The organism is Endozoicomonas sp. ALC013, from assembly GCF_049310205.1.
Classification (GTDB): Bacteria; Pseudomonadota; Gammaproteobacteria; order Pseudomonadales; family Endozoicomonadaceae; genus Endozoicomonas.
Window position 1 is genome coordinate 25,318 of the sequence record NZ_JBLYNS010000024.1, and the last position, 19,531, is coordinate 44,848.

The 19,531-nt window shown below is 46.9% G+C and carries 17 protein-coding genes; 15 read left to right on the top strand and 2 right to left on the bottom strand.

Going from position 1 to position 19,531, the window contains the following annotated elements:
- Nucleotides 1-264: 264 nt before the first annotated feature.
- The 8 genes from ACO6V1_RS07080 to ACO6V1_RS07115 all read left to right on the top strand — a co-directional run bounded on the left by ACO6V1_RS07080 (nt 265) and on the right by ACO6V1_RS07115 (nt 11,499).
- Complete coding sequence (locus tag ACO6V1_RS07080) at nt 265-1,311, top strand: restriction endonuclease (RefSeq protein ID WP_422448517.1); 1,047 nt, start codon at nt 265-267, stop codon at nt 1,309-1,311.
- Nucleotides 1,312-1,558: 247 nt separating this feature from the next.
- Nucleotides 1,559-2,878 carry a PD-(D/E)XK nuclease family protein gene (locus ACO6V1_RS07085; RefSeq protein ID WP_422448515.1) on the top strand — a complete coding sequence of 440 codons (1,320 nt, stop codon included), beginning with the start codon at nt 1,559-1,561 and terminating at the stop codon, nt 2,876-2,878.
- Nucleotides 2,879-3,129: 251 nt separating this feature from the next.
- A complete protein-coding gene (locus ACO6V1_RS07090) occupies nt 3,130-3,402 on the top strand; it encodes a hypothetical protein (protein ID WP_422448513.1) in 273 nt (90 codons plus the stop codon).
- Nucleotides 3,403-3,485: 83 nt separating this feature from the next.
- Nucleotides 3,486-3,671 carry a hypothetical protein gene (locus tag ACO6V1_RS07095; protein ID WP_422448511.1) on the top strand — a complete coding sequence of 62 codons (186 nt, stop codon included), beginning with the start codon at nt 3,486-3,488 and terminating at the stop codon, nt 3,669-3,671.
- Nucleotides 3,672-3,855: 184 nt separating this feature from the next.
- The gene (locus ACO6V1_RS07100; protein ID WP_422448509.1) at nt 3,856-7,398 is read left to right on the top strand and encodes a patatin-like phospholipase family protein; all 3,543 of its coding nucleotides are present in this window, start codon (nt 3,856-3,858) and stop codon (nt 7,396-7,398) included.
- Nucleotides 7,398-9,044, top strand: coding sequence for a dynamin family protein (locus ACO6V1_RS07105; RefSeq protein ID WP_422448507.1), 1,647 nt, complete (start codon nt 7,398-7,400; stop codon nt 9,042-9,044). Before ACO6V1_RS07100 ends, ACO6V1_RS07105 begins: the two co-directional genes overlap by 1 nt.
- A gap of 35 nt (nt 9,045-9,079) precedes the next feature.
- Entirely contained in the window at nt 9,080-10,228 is a 1,149-nt protein-coding gene (locus tag ACO6V1_RS07110) for a TerB family tellurite resistance protein (RefSeq protein ID WP_422448505.1), read from the top strand.
- Between the two features lie 56 nt (nt 10,229-10,284).
- A complete protein-coding gene (locus ACO6V1_RS07115) occupies nt 10,285-11,499 on the top strand; it encodes a TerB family tellurite resistance protein (RefSeq protein ID WP_422448503.1) in 1,215 nt (404 codons plus the stop codon).
- 76 nt (nt 11,500-11,575) lie between these two features.
- On the opposite strand, the gene ACO6V1_RS07120 is transcribed toward ACO6V1_RS07115, so the two are convergent.
- Nucleotides 11,576-11,896 (bottom strand): hypothetical protein, encoded by a 321-nt coding sequence (locus ACO6V1_RS07120; protein ID WP_422448501.1) that lies wholly within the window; start codon nt 11,894-11,896, stop codon nt 11,576-11,578.
- A gap of 185 nt (nt 11,897-12,081) precedes the next feature.
- Between ACO6V1_RS07120 and ACO6V1_RS07125 the strand changes: the two genes are divergently transcribed.
- From ACO6V1_RS07125 to ACO6V1_RS07150, 6 genes are all read left to right on the top strand, one after another.
- Nucleotides 12,082-14,334 (top strand): dynamin family protein, encoded by a 2,253-nt coding sequence (locus tag ACO6V1_RS07125; protein ID WP_422448499.1) that lies wholly within the window; start codon nt 12,082-12,084, stop codon nt 14,332-14,334.
- A gap of 232 nt (nt 14,335-14,566) precedes the next feature.
- A complete protein-coding gene (locus ACO6V1_RS07130) occupies nt 14,567-15,496 on the top strand; it encodes a glycosyltransferase family 2 protein (RefSeq protein WP_422466315.1) in 930 nt (309 codons plus the stop codon).
- Between the two features lie 26 nt (nt 15,497-15,522).
- Nucleotides 15,523-16,920 (top strand): glycosyltransferase family 2 protein, encoded by a 1,398-nt coding sequence (locus tag ACO6V1_RS07135; protein ID WP_422448495.1) that lies wholly within the window; start codon nt 15,523-15,525, stop codon nt 16,918-16,920.
- Nucleotides 16,921-17,011: 91 nt separating this feature from the next.
- Entirely contained in the window at nt 17,012-17,191 is a 180-nt protein-coding gene (locus tag ACO6V1_RS07140; protein ID WP_422448493.1) for a hypothetical protein, read from the top strand.
- A gap of 21 nt (nt 17,192-17,212) precedes the next feature.
- Nucleotides 17,213-17,758: a TIGR00725 family protein gene (locus ACO6V1_RS07145; protein WP_422448491.1), complete on the top strand. Its 546-nt coding sequence runs from the start codon at nt 17,213-17,215 to the stop codon at nt 17,756-17,758.
- A gap of 372 nt (nt 17,759-18,130) precedes the next feature.
- On the top strand, nt 18,131-18,436 hold the full coding sequence (locus tag ACO6V1_RS07150) for a hypothetical protein (RefSeq protein ID WP_422448489.1): 306 nt from the start codon (nt 18,131-18,133) through the stop codon (nt 18,434-18,436).
- Nucleotides 18,437-18,491: 55 nt separating this feature from the next.
- On the opposite strand, the gene ACO6V1_RS07155 is transcribed toward ACO6V1_RS07150, so the two are convergent.
- Entirely contained in the window at nt 18,492-18,776 is a 285-nt protein-coding gene (locus ACO6V1_RS07155) for a helix-turn-helix domain-containing protein (RefSeq protein WP_422448487.1), read from the bottom strand.
- A 545-nt stretch (nt 18,777-19,321) separates the two neighbouring features.
- On the opposite strand from ACO6V1_RS07155, the gene ACO6V1_RS07160 reads away from it, so the two are divergent.
- Nucleotides 19,322-19,531, top strand: a 210-nt coding sequence (locus ACO6V1_RS07160; protein ID WP_422466317.1) for a hypothetical protein, incomplete at its 3' end; no start/stop codon positions are given.

A 19,531-nucleotide genomic window follows, 5' to 3' on the forward strand; every position in this document is an offset into this window, starting at 1 on the left:
TTTGCAAACCCTGTAAATCCTTAAACCAGAATATTCTACTGTTCACGACACTTGATGACTATTGCTGTCGACGAATAATTTGGCTTCAGTATTCCAGTAAGAGAATGAAAAAATGGCCAGAGTTAATCACGATTAACCATTTCGAAATTAGACGTAGAGCAAAGTATGTAGACATCGAGAGCCCTAAAATGAGGTTTTTCAACACTTGAGCTATCTGTTTTGTTATAAGTAGATAAAGGCAACCAGAAACAAGCATAAGGAGATATGATGACAGTCTGGCTGGTAAGGGCTGGTTCCCAAGGGCAGTATGAACAGAAATTTCTTCAGGATAAACGGATCTACCTGACCTGGGATGATCTTAATATCCCTCTGGATCAGTTGCAGGAGCGCAGTGAGCTGATGACGCAGCTGCAGCAGACCTATGGTGATGAGAAACCCCGAAGGCTAAGTAATAATGTGGGCCAGATCTGGCCCTTCGCCCATGTAATGAAACAGGGAGACCGGGTGATTCTCCCCTCAAAACAGCAGCCGGTGATCTATGTGGGTGTGATTAGCTCGGACTATCAGCACCAGATGGATGCCGAAAATCCCTACTTCCACTGGCGTTCTGTTCAATGGGAGCCGGAAGGGGTTCCTCGATTACATTTTTCTCAGGATTTGCTGTACAGTTTTGGGGCCTTTCTGACTATCTGCCAGATCAAACGCAATAATGCAGAAGAGCGGTTGAGCAAAATGGCTGCCTCGGGCTGGCAGCCGGAAAGTCAAAAACAGATTGTTACCAGTGTGACAAGCAGTACCGACGATGAAGATGCCAGTGATGAACGGGTGGATTCCGATCTGGAAGAGTTGGGGCATGGTCAGATAATCAAATTGATCGAAGCCAAGTTCAAAGGCCATAACCTGACACGGCTGGTGAAAGCTATTCTGGAAGCCCAGGGTTACACCTGCTGGCAAAGTCCGGAAGGTGCTGATGGCGGTGTAGATATCCTTGCAGGCGATGGGCCTATGGGTTTTGGGGAACAGAGTATCTGTGTAGAAGTGAAGTCCGGTGGAGGGTTGATTGATCGTCCTACTGTGGACAAGCTGATGGGGGCTATGACCAAGTTTAATGCAACCCGTGGACTGTTTATCGCCTGGGGAGGTTTTAAAAGTAATGTGCAGAAAGAGCTGGCTTCCAGCTTCTTCCGTGTCCGCCTCTGGTCTCAGCAGGATCTGCTGGAACAGCTTTTTCTCCATTACGATAAGCTGGATGACGAGATCAAGGCGGAGTTGCCATTGAAACGTATCTGGACAGTTGCGACAGTGGACTGAGATATATTGAGGGTTCTTCTTTTTGAAAAGTCCCTAAACTTGTTCTTTTTCCTCATTCCTAACCCGTAATAAAAATCATAGTGATTTAGCCTGACGATCAGTGCTGATATCTCTACTAAGTACATGACCGTTTGCTTTTCAGGACGCCGCCAGGTCTTCTGTGGCCTGGGAACAGGGAAATATATGATTTCATTTGGTCATGTACTTACAATATTAATCTTACTAACCGTGTCGTATTGGTATCGTGATGGACTTACAAAAAGCAGTAACGCTGGCAGAACAATTTGTTAACGATGAAAGTTACCCGATTGTTGCCCGTTATAATCAGAATCGTCAGATTTTCGATGTGCTTGATTTAAATGAGACGGGACTTTCAGCGGTAATTGCCTGGTTGCTGAACCCCGCTGAAGGGCATGGTTTAAATGACTTTTTTATCAAATCCATGCTGCGGGGAGCGATTACCAGTGAGGGATATACCAGCCCGGTCTCAATACTTGAGCTGGAGAGTATGAATCTCCATGGCTTGAGCGTACATAAAGAGTATGGACTTGATGGCTATGAACGGAGAATTGATATTCTGGCCACCGATATCGATAACAAGCTGGTGGTTGTGATTGAGTATAAATATGGTAGTGGCGAAACAAACAATCAGCTGGCCGCGTATTCTGAGAGGGTTGAGAAGAAAATTGAATCTGACCCTGGGTATCGGGTTATCCGTATTCTGATGGATGGCCAGGAAAAAACAGATAGGAATAAACTGGCTGCCAGCCAACAGGATAAATGGGCTATTGTTTCCCATTCCTGGCTGATTGATGCACTGACTCAAGCTGTAGAAAAGGATACCGGCTCGGATGCCTGTCAATGGATTTTGAAAGATCTCTTGGTTCATTTGAGCAGCTGTTATGAACTGGACAACGTTTACAACAGTGCCATTGGGCATATGGCAGGTATGGCCAGCAGGCATCAGGATTTGGTGGATCAATACAGTGAAGTAGTGCTGGCTACAGGTGAAAATGAGCTTAATATCTGGGAACTGGATGATATTGGCTTGATTGGACTGAACAAGCAGTTAGAACCAGGGCCGTTTGATCAGGTAGTGCTCCTTCGCAAGTTTTTCAAAACCAATGCTACCTTGCTGTCTACCCTGGCTCAGTATGCCCGGCTGGAGTGGTTGCAAGAGCTGCTTGACAAGCGTTTTCCGGGGCAGCTTGATTGTAGGCCTTCTGATAAAAAAATCGCTATGCTGGATATCTTTCAGTTCAGTTGGGCCAAGTTTCAAAAAACGGATCAGCCATTATGGCCTTTTTATCTAACTGTTGAGCAGCACCGGCAGGAGGATGGCGAAGAAATTCTCATTAAGTTCATTCTACAGCGATCTGGAGTACGTAATGATGAGCTTGCCTGGTCAATCGTTGACGCCTTTGGTCGACGGGTGAAAAGTAACTGGCAATATACGACGCTCTTTAAATTGAGGGTTGATGACAAATCCAATATCAGGGAAAACCTGCTTCAGGAATTAGTGGGCAGGCTGGATTGGATAAATTCAGTGCTGGCAGGGTTGCACTAATCCTGTCAAAAGGAATCTGGCTGTGCTGAAATTCTTCTTTTTCTTCACAGTTTGGCCAAAATACCGTTGGCCATAAGCTGTTTGCCAACATCAAAGGCTCAGCGACATAGAGTAATGGCCTGTTAGTGGTTTGGAAGATATTGTGGGTAAACGTTCAGAAAATCAGAAAGAACGTGTCTTGCCCTGATTATTGACTTGCAGCCTGTAACGTTGCTTTTGGCAGCAGGTATTGTTTCTGGTTTGGGGGGATCATGAAGAGAGTAAGTTTTCTTCTGTTAGTGGTGGCAATGTTGGCGGGTTGTGGCCCAGAAAAGGTTGATCAATCGTCGATCTGTGTGTACCGGACGGATGAAGAAGCTAAACAGTGTAAAAACGGACAGCTATCCTATTTCCGGCCGTCTTCCTGGGGCAGTGAGCAACTCCCCTTGAATGTGGCTGCCACTTATTGTGATTTAAATCATGAGGTGATTTACAACAGCGCGGGTGTGGTTTGTGTGTTCACCAGAGAGCGGGCTGATCTGTGATTTGCTGCGGCGGTATTATTTGATAAAGTGCTCTCCCCGTGTCTGCATTGCAGGCACGGAAAAGGTGATGAAAGGAGAAAAACATGCCCAAAAAACGAAAACCGGCACGACGGGATACCGCCGCACAAGAACTATGGAACCCGAAGTACCGTATGAAGGTGTGCAGGGATAAAACCAAATATTACCGTAAAGAGAAATCCTCAAAAGGCCGCTTTGATAGCGGCCATTTTTTTATGGGGTTTGATGAATTTCTGATTTTCGCCTGCTGAATCTGCTTTCACTGTGGGCTTATCAATTTACCAAAGTATGCCCATTCTCTTTCCCAATGTAAGTAAAAAAGTGTTTATTTTTCTGCGGCTTGCATCACAAGATTAATCCAGATCAAAACTTGTACATCCATCCTCATATACAATCCGCCCCTCGATTAATCAGGGAATAAAGGTTTCAGGGTTTATGTCAAAAACCGGCATTGTATTTTCAGGCGGCGGTGGCAAAGGTGCCTACGCTATAGGCGTATGGAAAGCCCTCCGCGAGTTTGGCATGGATCAGAATATCCAGGCCGTTGCCGGTACCTCCGTTGGCTCTCTGAACGGTGCACTGTTTGTTCAGGGAGATCTTGAACGGGCAGAGCAGCTCTGGCTGGATATTGCTACTGATAAAATCCTCCAATTTGATTTTGAACAGCTGGCGCAAAAACTGGCGACCATGGCTGCCAGTTTTGCGATTCCGGGTGCTCAGGCCAAAACCATTATCCAGTTGGCCCACATGCTCAAAGGCAAAGGCTGGTTCTCTCAGGATGGCCTGAAGCGCCTGATTGATGAAAGTGGTGCCTGTGGCGCTGTTACCTGTTCAGCAATGCCGTTTTATGTCTGTGCCCTACAGCAGAGTAACGGTCAGTTGGTGTTACCCCTCCTTAACTCGGTGGAAGAGAGCAATATTCCCCTCTGGTTGACGGCATCTTCAGCCATTCCGGGGGTATTCAGTCCGGTGACTATTGAGGGTGAAAACTATTGGGATGGCGGTGTGCTTCCGGGCAGGTTCAGTAACAATACGCCGTTCCAGCCGCTGATCGAACAAGAGCAGTGCACGCATATCATCAATATCTACCTCAGCCGCTCACCGGAAGTGGCGACTGCCCAGCGTGATTACCCCGAGATAAAATTCTGGAACATCATTCCCAGCGAGGCTTTTGATGGTTTGATTGCTGCCCTGAATTTCACGCCAGAGAATGCCCGAAAGCTTATAGATTTAGGCTATGAAGATACGGTTACCATTCTTAAGCGCTTTCAGCCGTTTCTGGAGGATGAAGCGCGTTTCTTTACTGCTGTCAGCGAGTTTAGCGACAGTCATCAGGTTTTTTGTGACCAGATTGAACTGAACCAGCAACTGCGAGGTCCTGAGAGTGCTGATAAGCAGGTGAACTATCAGGAAATCATGTCTCAGTTGGCAGTGACCCTGAAGGAGCAGGAACAACAGATCATCAGTCACCAGCTGGATCAGATGATTGACGAGATGAAAGCCAACTCCGATGAGCTGCTCGAAGAAGCATTTACAGCCATCACCACTCTGGCCTCAACCGATGGCCGCATTAACAACCAGCTGGAACAGAGCTGGTTCGGACGAATACTGGGCACCGTTACCGGCAGCAACTGGCAACAGCAGGCGGAAGTTAATCATGCTCTCAATGCCAGCCTGTATGCCACCCAATCGCTGATCCAGAAACTTAACCATAAACAGATGCTGACCATGGAAGCGATGGTCACATTAAGCAACAAAACCCAGTACCTGATGGGGCATATTAATATGCTCTATGGTGCTGTGCAGGATCAGAACCAGAAGACCATGGCCACCTTTAAGCTGTTTGCCGATGGTCTTCAGGCGCTGACTCAAGAAGTAGAACAACGCTTCCGATTGGTTGATCAGCGGCTGGACCGTATTGAACAGAAGCAGGCACTGGATGACTGGTTCCATGAAGTGCGTAATCTCCCCGCCGACCAGCCATTGAATAACCTGCTTTATGCCACAGCCAGTTTTTACGAGGCCAGTGGCCGTAGCTGGGCACAGCCGGAAATCAATCGCTACAAAAGCGCACTGGCTGATCTGCACCTGGCTGATGCTGAAGTTTTACCTGCACAACTGTTTGAGCCAGAACATGCCCGCCTTTTTGCTCAACCGCTGGCAGTGCAACAGATATTCCCGGTTATCAAAAGTGATAACGACTTTCACAGCCTGTTAAAAGGCATTCAGCGAACCCTTGAAGGTGAAAACCAGCTTATTGCCGAACATTCGCCTGGGCAAACACCAGTGACTGGCCTACACCTCGGACTGGAGCTGCTCTACTCTCTGCGCCGTAATGACCGTCGTCAATCCATGGCATTGTTAGCCAATGGTCAGCAAACACCGTCACAGCGTTACCTGACCACTCTGGAACAGTTGCGTGAAATCGGCACGGCACTGGGCATGAGCGATACCTTCCACAGCTCTCTGGATTACCTGACGGACAGAATTAGCAACTTTAAAGTCATCGTGCCGGTAATCGGTAAATTTTCCGCTGGTAAAAGTGCCCTGATTAACCGCTACCTGGGGCGATCACTGCTGGCCAGCGATATTACGCCGGAAACCGCCATCGCCACTGAAATTGCCTACAACCCGAAAGAGTATCTGGTACTTAACTATCTGGATGGTCGACAGGTAGAACAGTCACTGGAGACATTGGCAAGTCTGAGCATTACTGACGACCTGACCCATATCCAGCTGTTTCTGAATATTCCGAAGCTGCAACATCGTACTGACCTGGTGCTGGTGGATATGCCGGGCTTTGACTCGAAAAACGACGGTCATCAGAAAGCCATTGCCTGGTATCTGGGGCGGGGTGATACCTTTATAAACCTGATGCCCGCTGATGTGCCATTTGACGATTCGGTGATCCGTCAGCTGGAAGAAATTCAGTTTGATTACCAGAAATCCATTGCCTGTCTGATCTCTAAGGCGGGGCGTCGAACACCAACACAAATTACTGAACTGCAACAACAGTTAAATGCCACACTGGCAGAGCGTGCGCTGATCTGCGATACTCCCGCCGCGATTGAGGCCAGGGATGGGGATGGTACCATCCAGCCCTTTGCTGACCTGCTGGATCAGGCATTGGTCAATAAAGAGTCCCTGTTATCTGCCCGTTATGGCCAGGCAGTGGCGGACTGCACTGCACAAGTGCGGCAGCAGATTGACCAAACCCTCCATGCCCTCGGTGCCAGCGAACCTGAGCTGATACAGCAGATTACCGAAGCAGAAGCCGTTGATCACCGCGCCCGACAACAGCTGGAACGGGATCTTTCAGAACTGCGTTACAACCTGTGCAGCGTCGGGCGAGAGCAACTATTGGCAGAAGCTCGACAGGCACTGAACAGTGCCCACGGTGAACTTGTGCGGGCAGCGGGTTCTGGTCAGGTCAGTGCTGTGGTTCAAGAATGCGTTCGCCCCGTAGTGCAAATACAGTTGGTTCAGCTGATCCAGCAGGAAGTGGAACGACTGCAGGCCAAACTGGATAACTTCGCCGCTGCTGAGGGGGATTTTGCCATTCACCTGACCATTCCGCCCCTGGAGAAAGAGCAGTTTTCCAAAACCTGGTCGGTCATTGGTACCGGCGTGGCCTGGCTGCTGACCGGGCCGATGGGTGGCATTATCACCGGCATTATTGGCGGGTTGCTGGGCAGAAAAGATAACGCAGCCGAGCGGGAACAGCAGATTCGCAGTGCTATTGATAACCAGGTTATCCCGGAGACCCTGAATAAAGTCTCAACCTTGTTGGAAACTGAATTACACCGAGCTGTCAGCCAGCTATCGCAAAATCTGCAGCAGGCACTGGCCGATGAGCAGCAAAGCCGACAGCAGCAGTTACAAGCCCTGCGTGATGAGTTGCAACAGTCGCAGGAACAGCGGGAAGTTCAGGCTCAGCAACTGACAAAGTGGCAACAACAGCTACCAGAGATCGCATAATGGAATTAGACCTTGAAGCCCTGATGAATGGCCATCAGGACATTGACCCCGTGGCAGCTTCAGAGCCAGTATTGACAGTCGCTAATGAACCCGGCGGAAACCCCTACCTGCACAATCCGCTGGCAGGGCTACAACTGTGCGCCAAACTGATCAGCCAGAACAGCCATCGGGAACCCTGGCAGGATCATCTTGACCGTATCCGGGAGCTGATCGACAACGATCTGTTGAAACTGGTAGAAGATAATATTCACGTAGCTGGTGCCGGTTTCTATAACCGTATGCAGCAGTTGGAAGACCGGCTAACCGAAGTAGCCTGTTTTCCCCTGCTGGAGCGTTGCTATACCGTGGCGGTAGGTGGTGCCTTCAGTGCCGGTAAATCCCGTTTTCTGAATTCGGTTTTGGGCTGCCCGTCGTTATTGCCAACAGATACCACACCCACTACGTCGATTCCCACCTATATCAGTCAGGGTACCGAAAATTGTATTACCGCCCTGAACCGCTATGGCAAAAAGACCGAGATTGATGAAGATGCCCTGGCAGCTATCTGTCACGCTTTTAATGATCGCTTTGGTGTCACCTTCAGTCATCTGCTGCAACTGGTCTCTATTGAACGGCAGTCGCTGAACTATGCATCCCTGGCCTTTCTGGATACTCCCGGTTACAGCAAAGCGGATAATATCAGCCATCGCAGTGATAATACCGACGAGAACATTGCCCGTCAGCAGCTACGGAAAGCAGATTATCTGATCTGGCTGGTGGATATTCAGAACGGCACCATCCCGAAACAGGATATTGAATTTATTGCCAGTCTGGAATCCCGTCAGCCGGTGTTGTTTATCTTCAGCAAGGCGGATAAAAAGCCGGAATCCCAGGTGCGGGAAGTGATTGCCAATGCCCGCAAAGATCTGGAGCGGGCAGAGCTGGCTTATTACGATGTGATTGGCTATTCGGCTCAAAGTGGTGAGGAAGTGTCAGATAGTGGCAATGTGCTTACCGATATGCTTTCAGCAATCAATAGTCACAAGCCGGGGACGGCACTTTATAGTCAGATCACCCGGCAGATCAGCCAGTACATCAGCGATATTCAGAGCAGCACTCATACCCAGAAACTGACTCTGGGTACTTTGAACGAGTTGCTATTTGATAACCAGCTGTCAGAAAGTCAGCAGCAGCATCTGCGAGATATGCAGCAGAAAACCCGTCAGCAGCTGGACAGGCTGATGCAAGCTCAGCAACAGGCAAAACTCAGTCAGCAGGAGCTGGAAGAAACACTGGAAACCCTGCTGGAAACACTGCAACTGTCTATTGATTACCAGCCCGCATTGCAACCATTGGCACAATATCAGAAGCAGGGCGAAACACACCAGCAAACTCTGGTATTTACCGCCATGTTGCAGGGAGATAAGCGACAGCTGGCAAGCTATGCCGATCTCAAGCGCATTCCGGCACAGGTGCAGAAAATCAGCCCGGTGGGTGTGGTGATTGATTCAGATCTGGAGATGGAAATTATGATCACCCGCACCCATGCCAATTCCGTTCTTGGAGGGTTGGCATTAAATGAAGTCTTTACCTTCGGAGCACCCGTTGAACTGCAGATCACCAGTGACAATAAATGTCTGGTGCATCTCACCATTAACCTTTCCTGATAAACACATTGTTAAGGGAACATTAAGGAAGAACCATGTTTGATATTTTGGATATGATCCACGACGCCACTAAAGAGGCGAACTCCTTTGAAAACCATCCAGCCAAGGCGCTGCCACTGGAAGAGCGTCTGAGCTACCTGAATGGCCTGGCGCTGGTTATGAACTCCGATGCCGAGATTGATGAGGAAGAGAAGGAATACCTGCGAATCCTGATCAAGTCCTTTGATCTGGACGAATCCTGCCTGAATGATTTTGTTGCCTTTGCCCAGGCTCCAGATAAAGACACTATTCAGGCATTTTTCCGAACTTTTCGCCGCAAGCCGCTGGCGCAACTCTTTCTGTTTGATGCCTATATGATGGGTATGCGGGATGGTCAGTTGCAGGACAAAGAGCGAATTGTTATTGATAAAATAGGTGAGCAACTAGAGGTTCTAAAGGGATTGCGAAAAGATATTTTTGAACTATTTTGCTACCTTCAGAATAAAGATTGGTCAGAGGCAAGCGTATATTTTACGGCTCACCTTTTGAATCCTGAATATTTTGGGCACCTATTGGAATATTTTGAAGTCGAATTTGAAGAAATATTAAAGGGAGCAGAAAAAAGAAAGAGGGTATGGCTAGAGCAAAAGATGCAGTCTTTCCTAGGGCTTAAGTGGATTCCACTACGATATTATTCAGACTTGGATGAGAAAATACCGCATAAAGAAATAACTGAAACAATTATTCAGCTCAAGATTTCCAACGAAATGTTGGTTCCCTATCTGCAATCTAAGTTAGATCGCGGAGAGCTTAGAGTTGTAGATGGTTTAATCTACAAAAAACAAAATGTAGAAGAATCTATTGAAAATGCTTTTTTTGATATTTCTACATCTGATATTGAGTATGACGCACTGACAAGGATTTTTAATTGCTCTCTTGGCAAGGGTGAACTTAACGCAAATGTACCAGGTGAGATATTAGCAGATTTTTGGTGTGTTTCTAAAGATAATCTTCCTTTGTGTGAAGAGAATCCCAGTTATTACTCTACAAGTCTAATTCTTCATGATGGATATATTACTGATGAAGTTGTTCAAGATAGGTTCTTTGGGAGATTGTGGAGGCAAGAAAAGGACAATAGAGCCGCTCTTGTTAGGGTGAGTTTTGAAGAAGTTCTTGTGACGGGCAAGTACCGGTTTGTTAGGTAAATAATTTTGGTTCTCATGTTATGCATGGGAGCCTTTATCCTTAAAGGCTTAATGAAATGGATATCCTCAACTTCATCCAAGATGTCACGAAAGAATCTAATGCTTTTACCCATCATCCGGTAAAGGAACTCTCTCTGGAAGATCGTCTTTTATATTTGAATGGTCTGGCACTAGTGATGAATGCCGATGGTCAGATCACTGACAGTGAAAAAGAGTATTTAACCATTTTGATTAAATCCTTTGATCTGGATCAATCGCTGGTCAATGATTTGGTGGCATTTGCCCAGTCACCGGATAAAGATACGGCTCTGGCTTTTTTTCGCGCCTTCCGCCGAAACCCATTGGCGCAACTTTTCCTGTTCGATGCCTATATGATGGCTATGCGGGATGAAGATATTCATGAAAAAGAACAGGCAGTTATTGATAAAATTACCGAGCAATTGGAAGTGCTAAATGGTACCCGACGGGATGTTTTTGATCTTTTTTGTCATATCAAGCATAAAGATTGGGAAGAAAGCAGCCTCTACTTTAGTTCGCATCTGTTAAATCCTGAGTACTTTAAGCACCTGTTGGAATATTATGAGGTGGATTTGGATGAATTGTTACAGAGAACATCAAAGTTTAGAGAGAGTTGGTTGAAAGAAAAGCTGCAAGATTTTCTAAATTTAAAATGGATACCCATAGAGTATGGCTATCGTCATCGTATAGAGCATCCACACGGTAAAGCAGAAATTACAGAGGAATTTGTTAGTCCTGTAATTACGAATGAGATGCTTGTACCGTTTCTACAGTCAAAATTAGATCGTGGGGAAATACTATTTAGTAATAGCAAATTCTATAAAGTTGTTGATGGTGGTGGTGAGATAAGGGTGGTTTATTTGGATATACATGGCATGGATATTGGCTATGATGCTGTTAAGCGTAGCATTTCATGCCAGATTGAAAAAGGTAGATTGAACGCAGAAGTGCCCGGGGAAATATTGATTGATTTTTGGGGGCTGTCTATTGAAAGTATTCAATCGGGAGTGTGCGATCCAGGATGGATGAGGAAAATTATTTTTCCAGCTTCGGCGGATGGCCAGAATAATGTGATTGGTGAAATTGTTGCTGTATCGGACGTTTTTTATGAGTGTGTTGGACATAACAATGAAACGACGCCTCATAAAAGAGTTGATATGACTTTTGCCCAAGTTGTGCAGTCTGGTAAGTTTAGGTTAACTCGAGGTAAAAGGGCGTGCCAACCTAGATCAATAGACTGGGAAGCTGAATAAATTGGGGAATGGTATTTGAGAAATATTTAAACTGTAGGTATGGGAGCCTATTTCTTTTTTTAGACTCCCGCTACGATTAAGCTACATTTTCTTCATATTCACAGATTGAGAAGATTGTGTCCTCTTCTACTGTAATGCCTTCTGGATATTCGGTAAGCACTGATTCTGTAATCTCAAACCCCTGCATACCAATGGTTAAATTCACTGCCCACTTGAAAGTTCCGTGGAGCGTATTCACCGAGAAATAATGTAACTCTTCAGTATCGTCTTCTTTGTACTGGGGATTGCGATTGACGCAATGAGAGTCAAATTGTATATCACTTCCGTTGACTTCACACTCATCTCCAGTGCTGTCAATTGTGTAGTTGAAAGAGGAAGGTTGGATAATGATTGCCATAATATTTCACCTACTCAGTTATAAGGGCTGTAGATATGGGGATTAGGTTGTAAGAAATCAAGAGGTAGCAATAGAATTTTTATCGATTAACTTGCACCGGCACCGTTTTTTAAGCAATAGAACCATAGGCAATATCACTAACTTTAAGCACAGCGCGAGAATAATTTTTTAAGGCCAAGATATAAATGAACATACAATACCAAACACAAGCCATCAGTAGCCGGTTACTTACCTTGTCAGACCGCTACCAAACCTTCAAACAAACGATCCACCCCAACCACTTTGCAGACCTGCATCAGCTGGCGACCAGTTTTCAGAATGATATCGCCAATGCCCAGCAGGAAGGCCGACTCTTACGAATCGGTATAATCGGCCAGATTAAACGAGGAAAGTCGTCTTTTCTGAACAGTTTACTGTTTAATGGTCAGGATATTCTGCCCAAAGCAGCAACGCCAATGACGGCGGCATTGACCCGTATTTCCTACTCGGAACAGCCAGAGGCATCGGTAGAGTTTTATACTGTGGCAGAGTGGCAAACCGTAGAACAAACTGCTGCCAAAGTTAAAGAAAATGATCGTATATATCAGCAGGCTTTAGCGGCTTTTCGTTCTGGACAATCAGCTTCCAGAGGCAAAAGTACTCGCCCGCCCCAAGCCCCACGCCCGAGCGAAGAGGAAAAGGCATGCTGTGAACTGGTGGCCATGGTGGCACAGTCTGGCATTACGGTAACGGATTATCTCGGAACGATTCACCGTATTGATGGTGCAGATTCTAACCAGAATCTGATTGAAAAACTGACGGATTTTGTTGGTGCCCAGGGGCGCTTTACCCCGATTGTAAAAAGCACCGAACTGAAACTGAACGTTCCCGGTCTGGATGGTATTGAGGTGGTGGATACGCCGGGGATGAACGATCCGATTGTCTCCCGTGGTCGTCGCACCCAGGAGTTTATCGGTCAGTGCGATGTGGTGTTCTTTCTCAGCTATTGCAGCCAGTTTATGGATATGCACGATATGGCGCTGTTGGCCCAGAATATTCCCCATAAGGGCATTCGGGAGATTCTGCTGATCGGCTCGGTGTTTGACAGTGCGCTGCTGGATGAATACCACAACTATCCGTCGATCGCTCAGGCACTGCCCGGAATTACCGGTAAGCTGAATAATCTGGCGCAGCAGAATGTGGAACGAGTCTGTCTGCAAGGGCAGGCCAACCGGGAAAACAGTGTGGACGACGAAGGCTATATTTTTGCTGCCCTGCAAAAAGCCCTGCCGCCCACCTTTATCTCCAGTCGTTGCTATGATCTGGCTATTAAAGGTACCGATCTCAGTGAGGAAGAGGCGCATAGCCTGAAACAGCTGAACACCATGTTCCCCGGCTTTGAGTTTTCGCCCCAACTACTGATGCAGCTGGCCAACTTTAACAAAGTCCATAAACGCATGGATGAGGTACGCAGGAATAAAACCACCATTCTGGATAGCCGCCTGGCAGATATCGTCAAAGGCACTCGCCTTGGGGTAAGGCACTGTCTGCAACAGATGGAGAGCGATATTAACCATCGGCGCAAACAGCTGGCCGAAGGTGACCTGGAGACGCTGGCCAAACAACAGGCCACTATTATCCAACGTATCAAAACCGGCGAAGTACGGATTCAGCAGATTTTCAGCCAGCAACAGCAGGCGCTGCAACAGCAGATGCAACAGTTATTACTGGATTTGCGAGCCATGGCGCTGGATGCCAAACGGGTGGAAACCGAGAGCGGCACCAAACAGGAAGCCTATGAGGTGGCCAGAACCGTGAGTGCTTCCAAGTGGTATAACCCATTCTCATGGGGCAGTACCCGAACTGTGTACGAGACACAATACCGTACCATCAACTACACCTACGCCAATGTGCAACAGGCGGTGGATAAGCTGGAAACCTTCGTTCTTGAAACCGAGAAACAGCTGATCTCAGCCCTTGGTCGAGCCGTGGATATCAACCGTCTGCGGCAGGAGATTAAACAACTGATCCGTGAAATGTTCGACTTTTCTGCCGATGGTTTTGACCCCAATGCGGTGATGCTGCCACTGGAAAATGCACTGGCCGGCCTGACCGTTCCCGCCATCACCATGGATATGGATCAGTACATTAATGAAGTGCGTCAGCAGTTTACTTCCGCGACGGTGGAAAACGACAGTATCGCCAGACTTCGCCAGGAACAGGGCCGTGTGGTCGGTATTCTGGTGGAACAGATGAGTGCCGAGATTGACCGCAATACGTCATCAATGCTTACCACCATGACAACAGAAGGAGAGTCATTTATTCCGGAACTGACCCGAGACCTTAATAACGACGTTGAACAGCTGGGCAAGGACCTGGAAAACCGTCAGCAGGTTATGGCAGAGTATGATCAGCTCCTTGGAATGTTGGCTGAAGATTTAAGTACGATAAATCCTTGATATGGCTGTTTAGCCCGGTATTAAAAGAGCCGGGCTGCGGCAATTTTTTATGTCTGATTGAACTTCTTAGCCAGTAACCGGGCCGTGTTGACTCAGAGTAGATGATCTATTCTCTGTCATTCGACAGTCGCATCGCCGGGATATCAGTAACCAGAAGATTGATGGAGATAGCCATCCCTTGCTGGTATCGAAGCGCACGATGTTATTCCTCGGTAACTATCAAGGGAATATCATGTTTATTCCGGGTATTCAGCAGCCTGCCGTCCATATTGCTGTGCTGGTTGCTACGAAAAATCGCAATGACCTGCTTCGTCACCGTTCACTTCCCTCAATCCTGAATCAATCACTCGTGCCTGATACTGTGGTTCTGGTCGAAGATGATCGGTTTCTTCGACCGTCCGTGAGCCAGTTGCTGTTTGAAGAACTGTTTCCTCATGGTCATTATCTTACCAATCAACGTACCCCGGGTGCTGCCGGTGCATGGAATACCGGGCTGGATTTTCTGCTGCGTAATGCCAGCTGTGATGTGCACAATGTCTGGGTCGCAATTCTGGATGATGATGATTATTGGGAGCCCAGTCATCTCTCGGTATGTGCCGGTAAGATAAGTGCATCACAGGATATGGTGGTCAGTGGTTTGATACGGGTTGAAGATGTCGATGATGACGTTGTTCACCAAAGCATTCCCGCCAGGCTGACGGCAGATGCGCTGTTGGTTGGTAACCCGCATATTCAGGGCTCCAACCTGTTTGTAAGACTCTCTTCGATTTTGCAGGCAGGGCTTTTTGATGAACAGCTCAGCAGCTGCACTGACCGGGATCTCTGTCTGCGTCTTTGTAATATTGATACGCAAGTTGTATCTACCGGTATTCATACGGTAAGGCATTATGCTGAGGCAGGCCGACCCAGGTTATCTTCGCCTGCAAGCAAGGAAAAGCATCAAGGGCTGGAGCGGTTTTATCAGAAATATGGGCCATTAATGAACGCTGCACAGCAGGAGGCCTTTCTCGACCGGGCTTATCAGCTCTTTGACTGGCGATTTGAAAATGAAGGACCCATTTCAGTACAGATGCCAGAAAGGGAAAAACTCACACCAGAAACTATTGGCTTTCATCTGGTTTTGCTGTCGATGTATTCCGCCAACTGCCCTCATAGGATCTGAACCGATTTGAACCGGCATCTGATTTTATGGTGGTTGAAGCTACCCGGCGGGAACAGGATCAGATATACAGTGATAGTCGAGTTTCTCTGCTGATTAAAAGCTGTTATATGGAGTGGGAGAGTATAGAAGCACAGGTTAAGCATCTGCTCACTCACCTGGAAAGTCCGGTTGGGTTTTATGAACGGATTCTGGCAGTGGATTGTCGAACCAGTGATTTTACCAGGGCTTATGGGGTATCAAATCCATCGGTTTTTCAGCAAGTGGTAGAGCGGCTGATCAGTGAGGACTGGATTGATCAGGTCGTCTGGTGCAAACCTGACTCGGAAGTGTTTTACCGGTGGTTTGGGCTGAAGAGTTTGTCATCACACTCTGTCCAGGGAGCACCACTGCTGCCATTTTTACAGGGTGTAGAAGCGTGCAGTGGAGATTATGTATTACAGCTGGACAGTGACCTGTTGATTGGTCGCATTGATCCTGAACATGACTGGCTGGCAGATATGATTCATACACTTCGCAGCGATCCAAAAGCATTAACAGCCAGTTTGCCTATTTATAAACCGGGTGCTAAACCTCCTGAGAACATGGATACATCATTCTGGTTTACGGATAACTCCTGTCGGATAGAAGTGCGTGGAGCATTGTTTGACCGTAAGCGATTACTGGCATCCCGGCCATGGCCTAACACACTGGCTGGAAATGATAGGGTGGCACTCGCCTGGCACCGCAGCCTTGACAATGTGGTGCGTCAGGGTGACTGGTCTTCATGGCGTGGTGGTTATGGCGAGCTGTTTTTTATTCATCCTACCAATGAGTATAAGAAGGACCTGGCATCATTACAGACCATCAGGAATCAGATAGAGGCTGGCTTTTGTCCAAAGACCCAGGCAGGTCATGTGGATCTGCAAGGTGATATCGCCTGCTGGTTGGGGCCCAGACGTAGGGAGCCATTTATCTTTCTTGTCTGTGGCCGGAATGTTGAACCTTCCCGTTTTCAGCGCTGTCTTGACTCAATGTTAAGGCAGAAGGTTGTGGCAGAACATGAATGGGGTGCCGTGGTGATGGATGATGACTCCAGTAGACGTTGTCGGGATTACATAAAGTGGGCTCTTTCACCCTACAAGAATAAGGTTACTTTTATTGCTGTGGCAGAACGGCGAAGCCTGTTGGCAAATATGGTCTGGGCTGCTCGTTATATCTGTGATAATACGGAATCCGTTCTGATAACTCTGGATGCGGACGATTGTCTGATTGGCAGCCGGGTAATTGAAACCGTCGCTGAAGCCTATAACAATGGCGCAGATCTTACCGTAGGCTCCATGATTCGAACCGATAAGGTGTGCGATTATCCGGTTGATTTCAGTTGTCCCCGCGAGGGCAACAACAGGGGGGGGAAATGTCTGGCAACATTTACGCTCATTTCGTAAAAGTCTTTTTGATGCCATCCCGGATGAGTTATTACGTTCAGAAACGGGTGAATACTGTGATCTGGCATCCGACTGGGCATTTATGGTCCCCATGGTCAGAATGACCCGGAACCCGGTTTGGATAAAAACACCGCTGTATCTTTATGAGCCATCTGGTATGGGGAAAGGACCTGACCGTGAACAAAGAGAAAAGTTGATCGCTGGCATTATGGAAAAGAATTATCAGATCAGTGGTACAGAAGATGGTGAGATAAGCCCGGAGTTGATTTGATTCATTATGGATAAAAAGAAAATGATTGCCGTAATCGGCGATGCTGGTGTTCAGGAAACCGATAAAAAGTTCCGGCTGGCATTCGATCTTGGTCGCCTGTTAATTGATGCCGGTTATCGTGTCGTGACCGGTGGGCGTGGTGGCATCATGGTGGCTGCAAGTGCAGGAGCCAGAGATTCAGAAGCGTGGAGTCCGGGAGATATCATTGCCATTCTTCCGGGTAATGATCCGGAGGAGGCAAATCCGGCGGCAGATATCGTGATTCCAACCGGCCTGGACATTGCTCGCAATATGATCGTGGCTCAGGCTGATGCAGTGATTGCGATTGGCGGTGGTGCCGGTACGCTATCAGAGATAGCAATGGCCTGGTCAATGAAAAGGCTTATGGTTGCGTATCGGGTAGAGGGCTGGAGTGGCCAGCTGGCAGATACAAAGATCGATAACCGTCAGCGCTATCGGGATGACAGGGATGACCGGGTATTTGGGGTCGACAATGCCTTTGAGGCTGTCGGTATTATTGATGAATATCTCCCGCTTTATAACAGGCGGCAACGGGCGGCTGTTTGATAAGCTGGTTTTTTGTGATGTTTGCTGGAAATAGCGTCTTACGATAGTCAAGAAACTGGTAGAAGAGAGTGTGAATCAATCAGGAAGAATTGTTGAGATGTCTTTCTGATTGATTTTTAGATGCCTGATAATAAACGGCTGCAGATGTTATTGGCCTGGATATGAAAAGTTCGCCTTACTCACAAAGCAACTCCAAATAGTGAAAAATTGTGCTGAATCCAGTGAGGTGGTATCTATCCTTTTTCATCGATAGCTTTCGAGAAGAAAAAGGAGAGCAATCCTGTTACTTGTCCGAATACGAGTTGAACTCAAAACGGATTATCAGGTCAAACTTTAGTGAGGCCCACTAAGAACGTATTCCGGAAGATAAACATGAAGAAGGCTCGGCTTCCCTCTGGAAGCAATTATCAGTTAAGTCGTATCGGGGATGGTGCTGGAGATTCAGGTCCATTGCTTCACCCTGTTGATCGCGTCAACGGCAAGCAATTGACTGATAGAAATGGCTGGATAGAAGTAGGTTTGTCTGTTCTGTGTGGTTCTTTAATTGCCCGTAGCTACACTGCGCAGGACTACTGGCTGACATCGGCAGTAACTGAGATTTTGGATGTGTCGGATGACGGCAGAGTTGTTCGGTTTGCAACGGGTAATAGCGTTTATGTTGCTCAATGCCTGAAATAAAGAGACCTTTATGCTGTAGGATATTTGAACATGGTTTGCTTCAGGCATGATTTACCTACTGCTTATTCATTAACAGATCTCTATCTGTGCCTTGCAGTAATTTTTTGGGAGCAATATCGAGAGCTCTGCTGATTTTCAGTAGAATTAGCATGGAGAAGTTGCGTCTGCCTTTTTCTACCTCATTAAGATAAGTTGGTTGTAGCTGTGCGCTCTTAGCCAGTTCCTTCTGACTTTTCCCGTCGGCTATCCGCTGTGTGCGGATATTTTTACCTACCTTTTTAAAGAATAACTCCTTATGTTCGCCTTCTGATATTTCCAGGTCACTGTTTTTATCGGTCATATAAGTAAGCCAGCAATGTCAATGGTAGAAGTAAGCTTTCTCGGGTGAAGGGTATGAAGGATACTAAGTAATAGCTAGCTGAGAAAGAGGAGATATCTCAAATGGGGCAAGAGTTATTGAAGGTGAGTTAGCCTGATTATCCAACGATACTAAACGAACAGGTGGATATAGTGTGGTTAATTGTAGTGGAATACTTCAGAAAAACGTCTATGATTCACTTATAAGTGAATCATAGAGCTGCCAAAATAGGGTTAAGTTGCCGTAATTTATAATAAAATATTTAAAATTGTCAAACGGTTTAATGATATTTTACGACATTTGTCGCTAATCTAACTATTTGATTAATAACGGATTGGCGAAATTTGTAATTGGAAAAATATAAGTTTTCAAGCATTAAAAGCATTAAAAGCTTTGACAAGCTGCCAAAACACAACTTGTGCTTGCTCATGAAAAAAACTAAACAGTTTTCCTCGTTTGCTTTTCTGGAAGTGATTAGCTTGTTAGCGTGAAAAGTATGGACAACATAACAACAACTGGAGTTGATCATGAATAATTCATCAGCACTGTTAGAATACATTAAAGTGAATGCTGTGCAGTGGGGCCTCAGTGAGAAAGGGCTAGACCTCTGCCAGCAATCAATGAGGGATCCTGTTCGTCGCGTAAACAGTGGTGGTCGCAGTAAGATGACCCGTTTTCCCAGTAGTATGATGGGCGTTGCGCTTCAAGCTGAGAGCGATCTGGAATACGCTCATCTG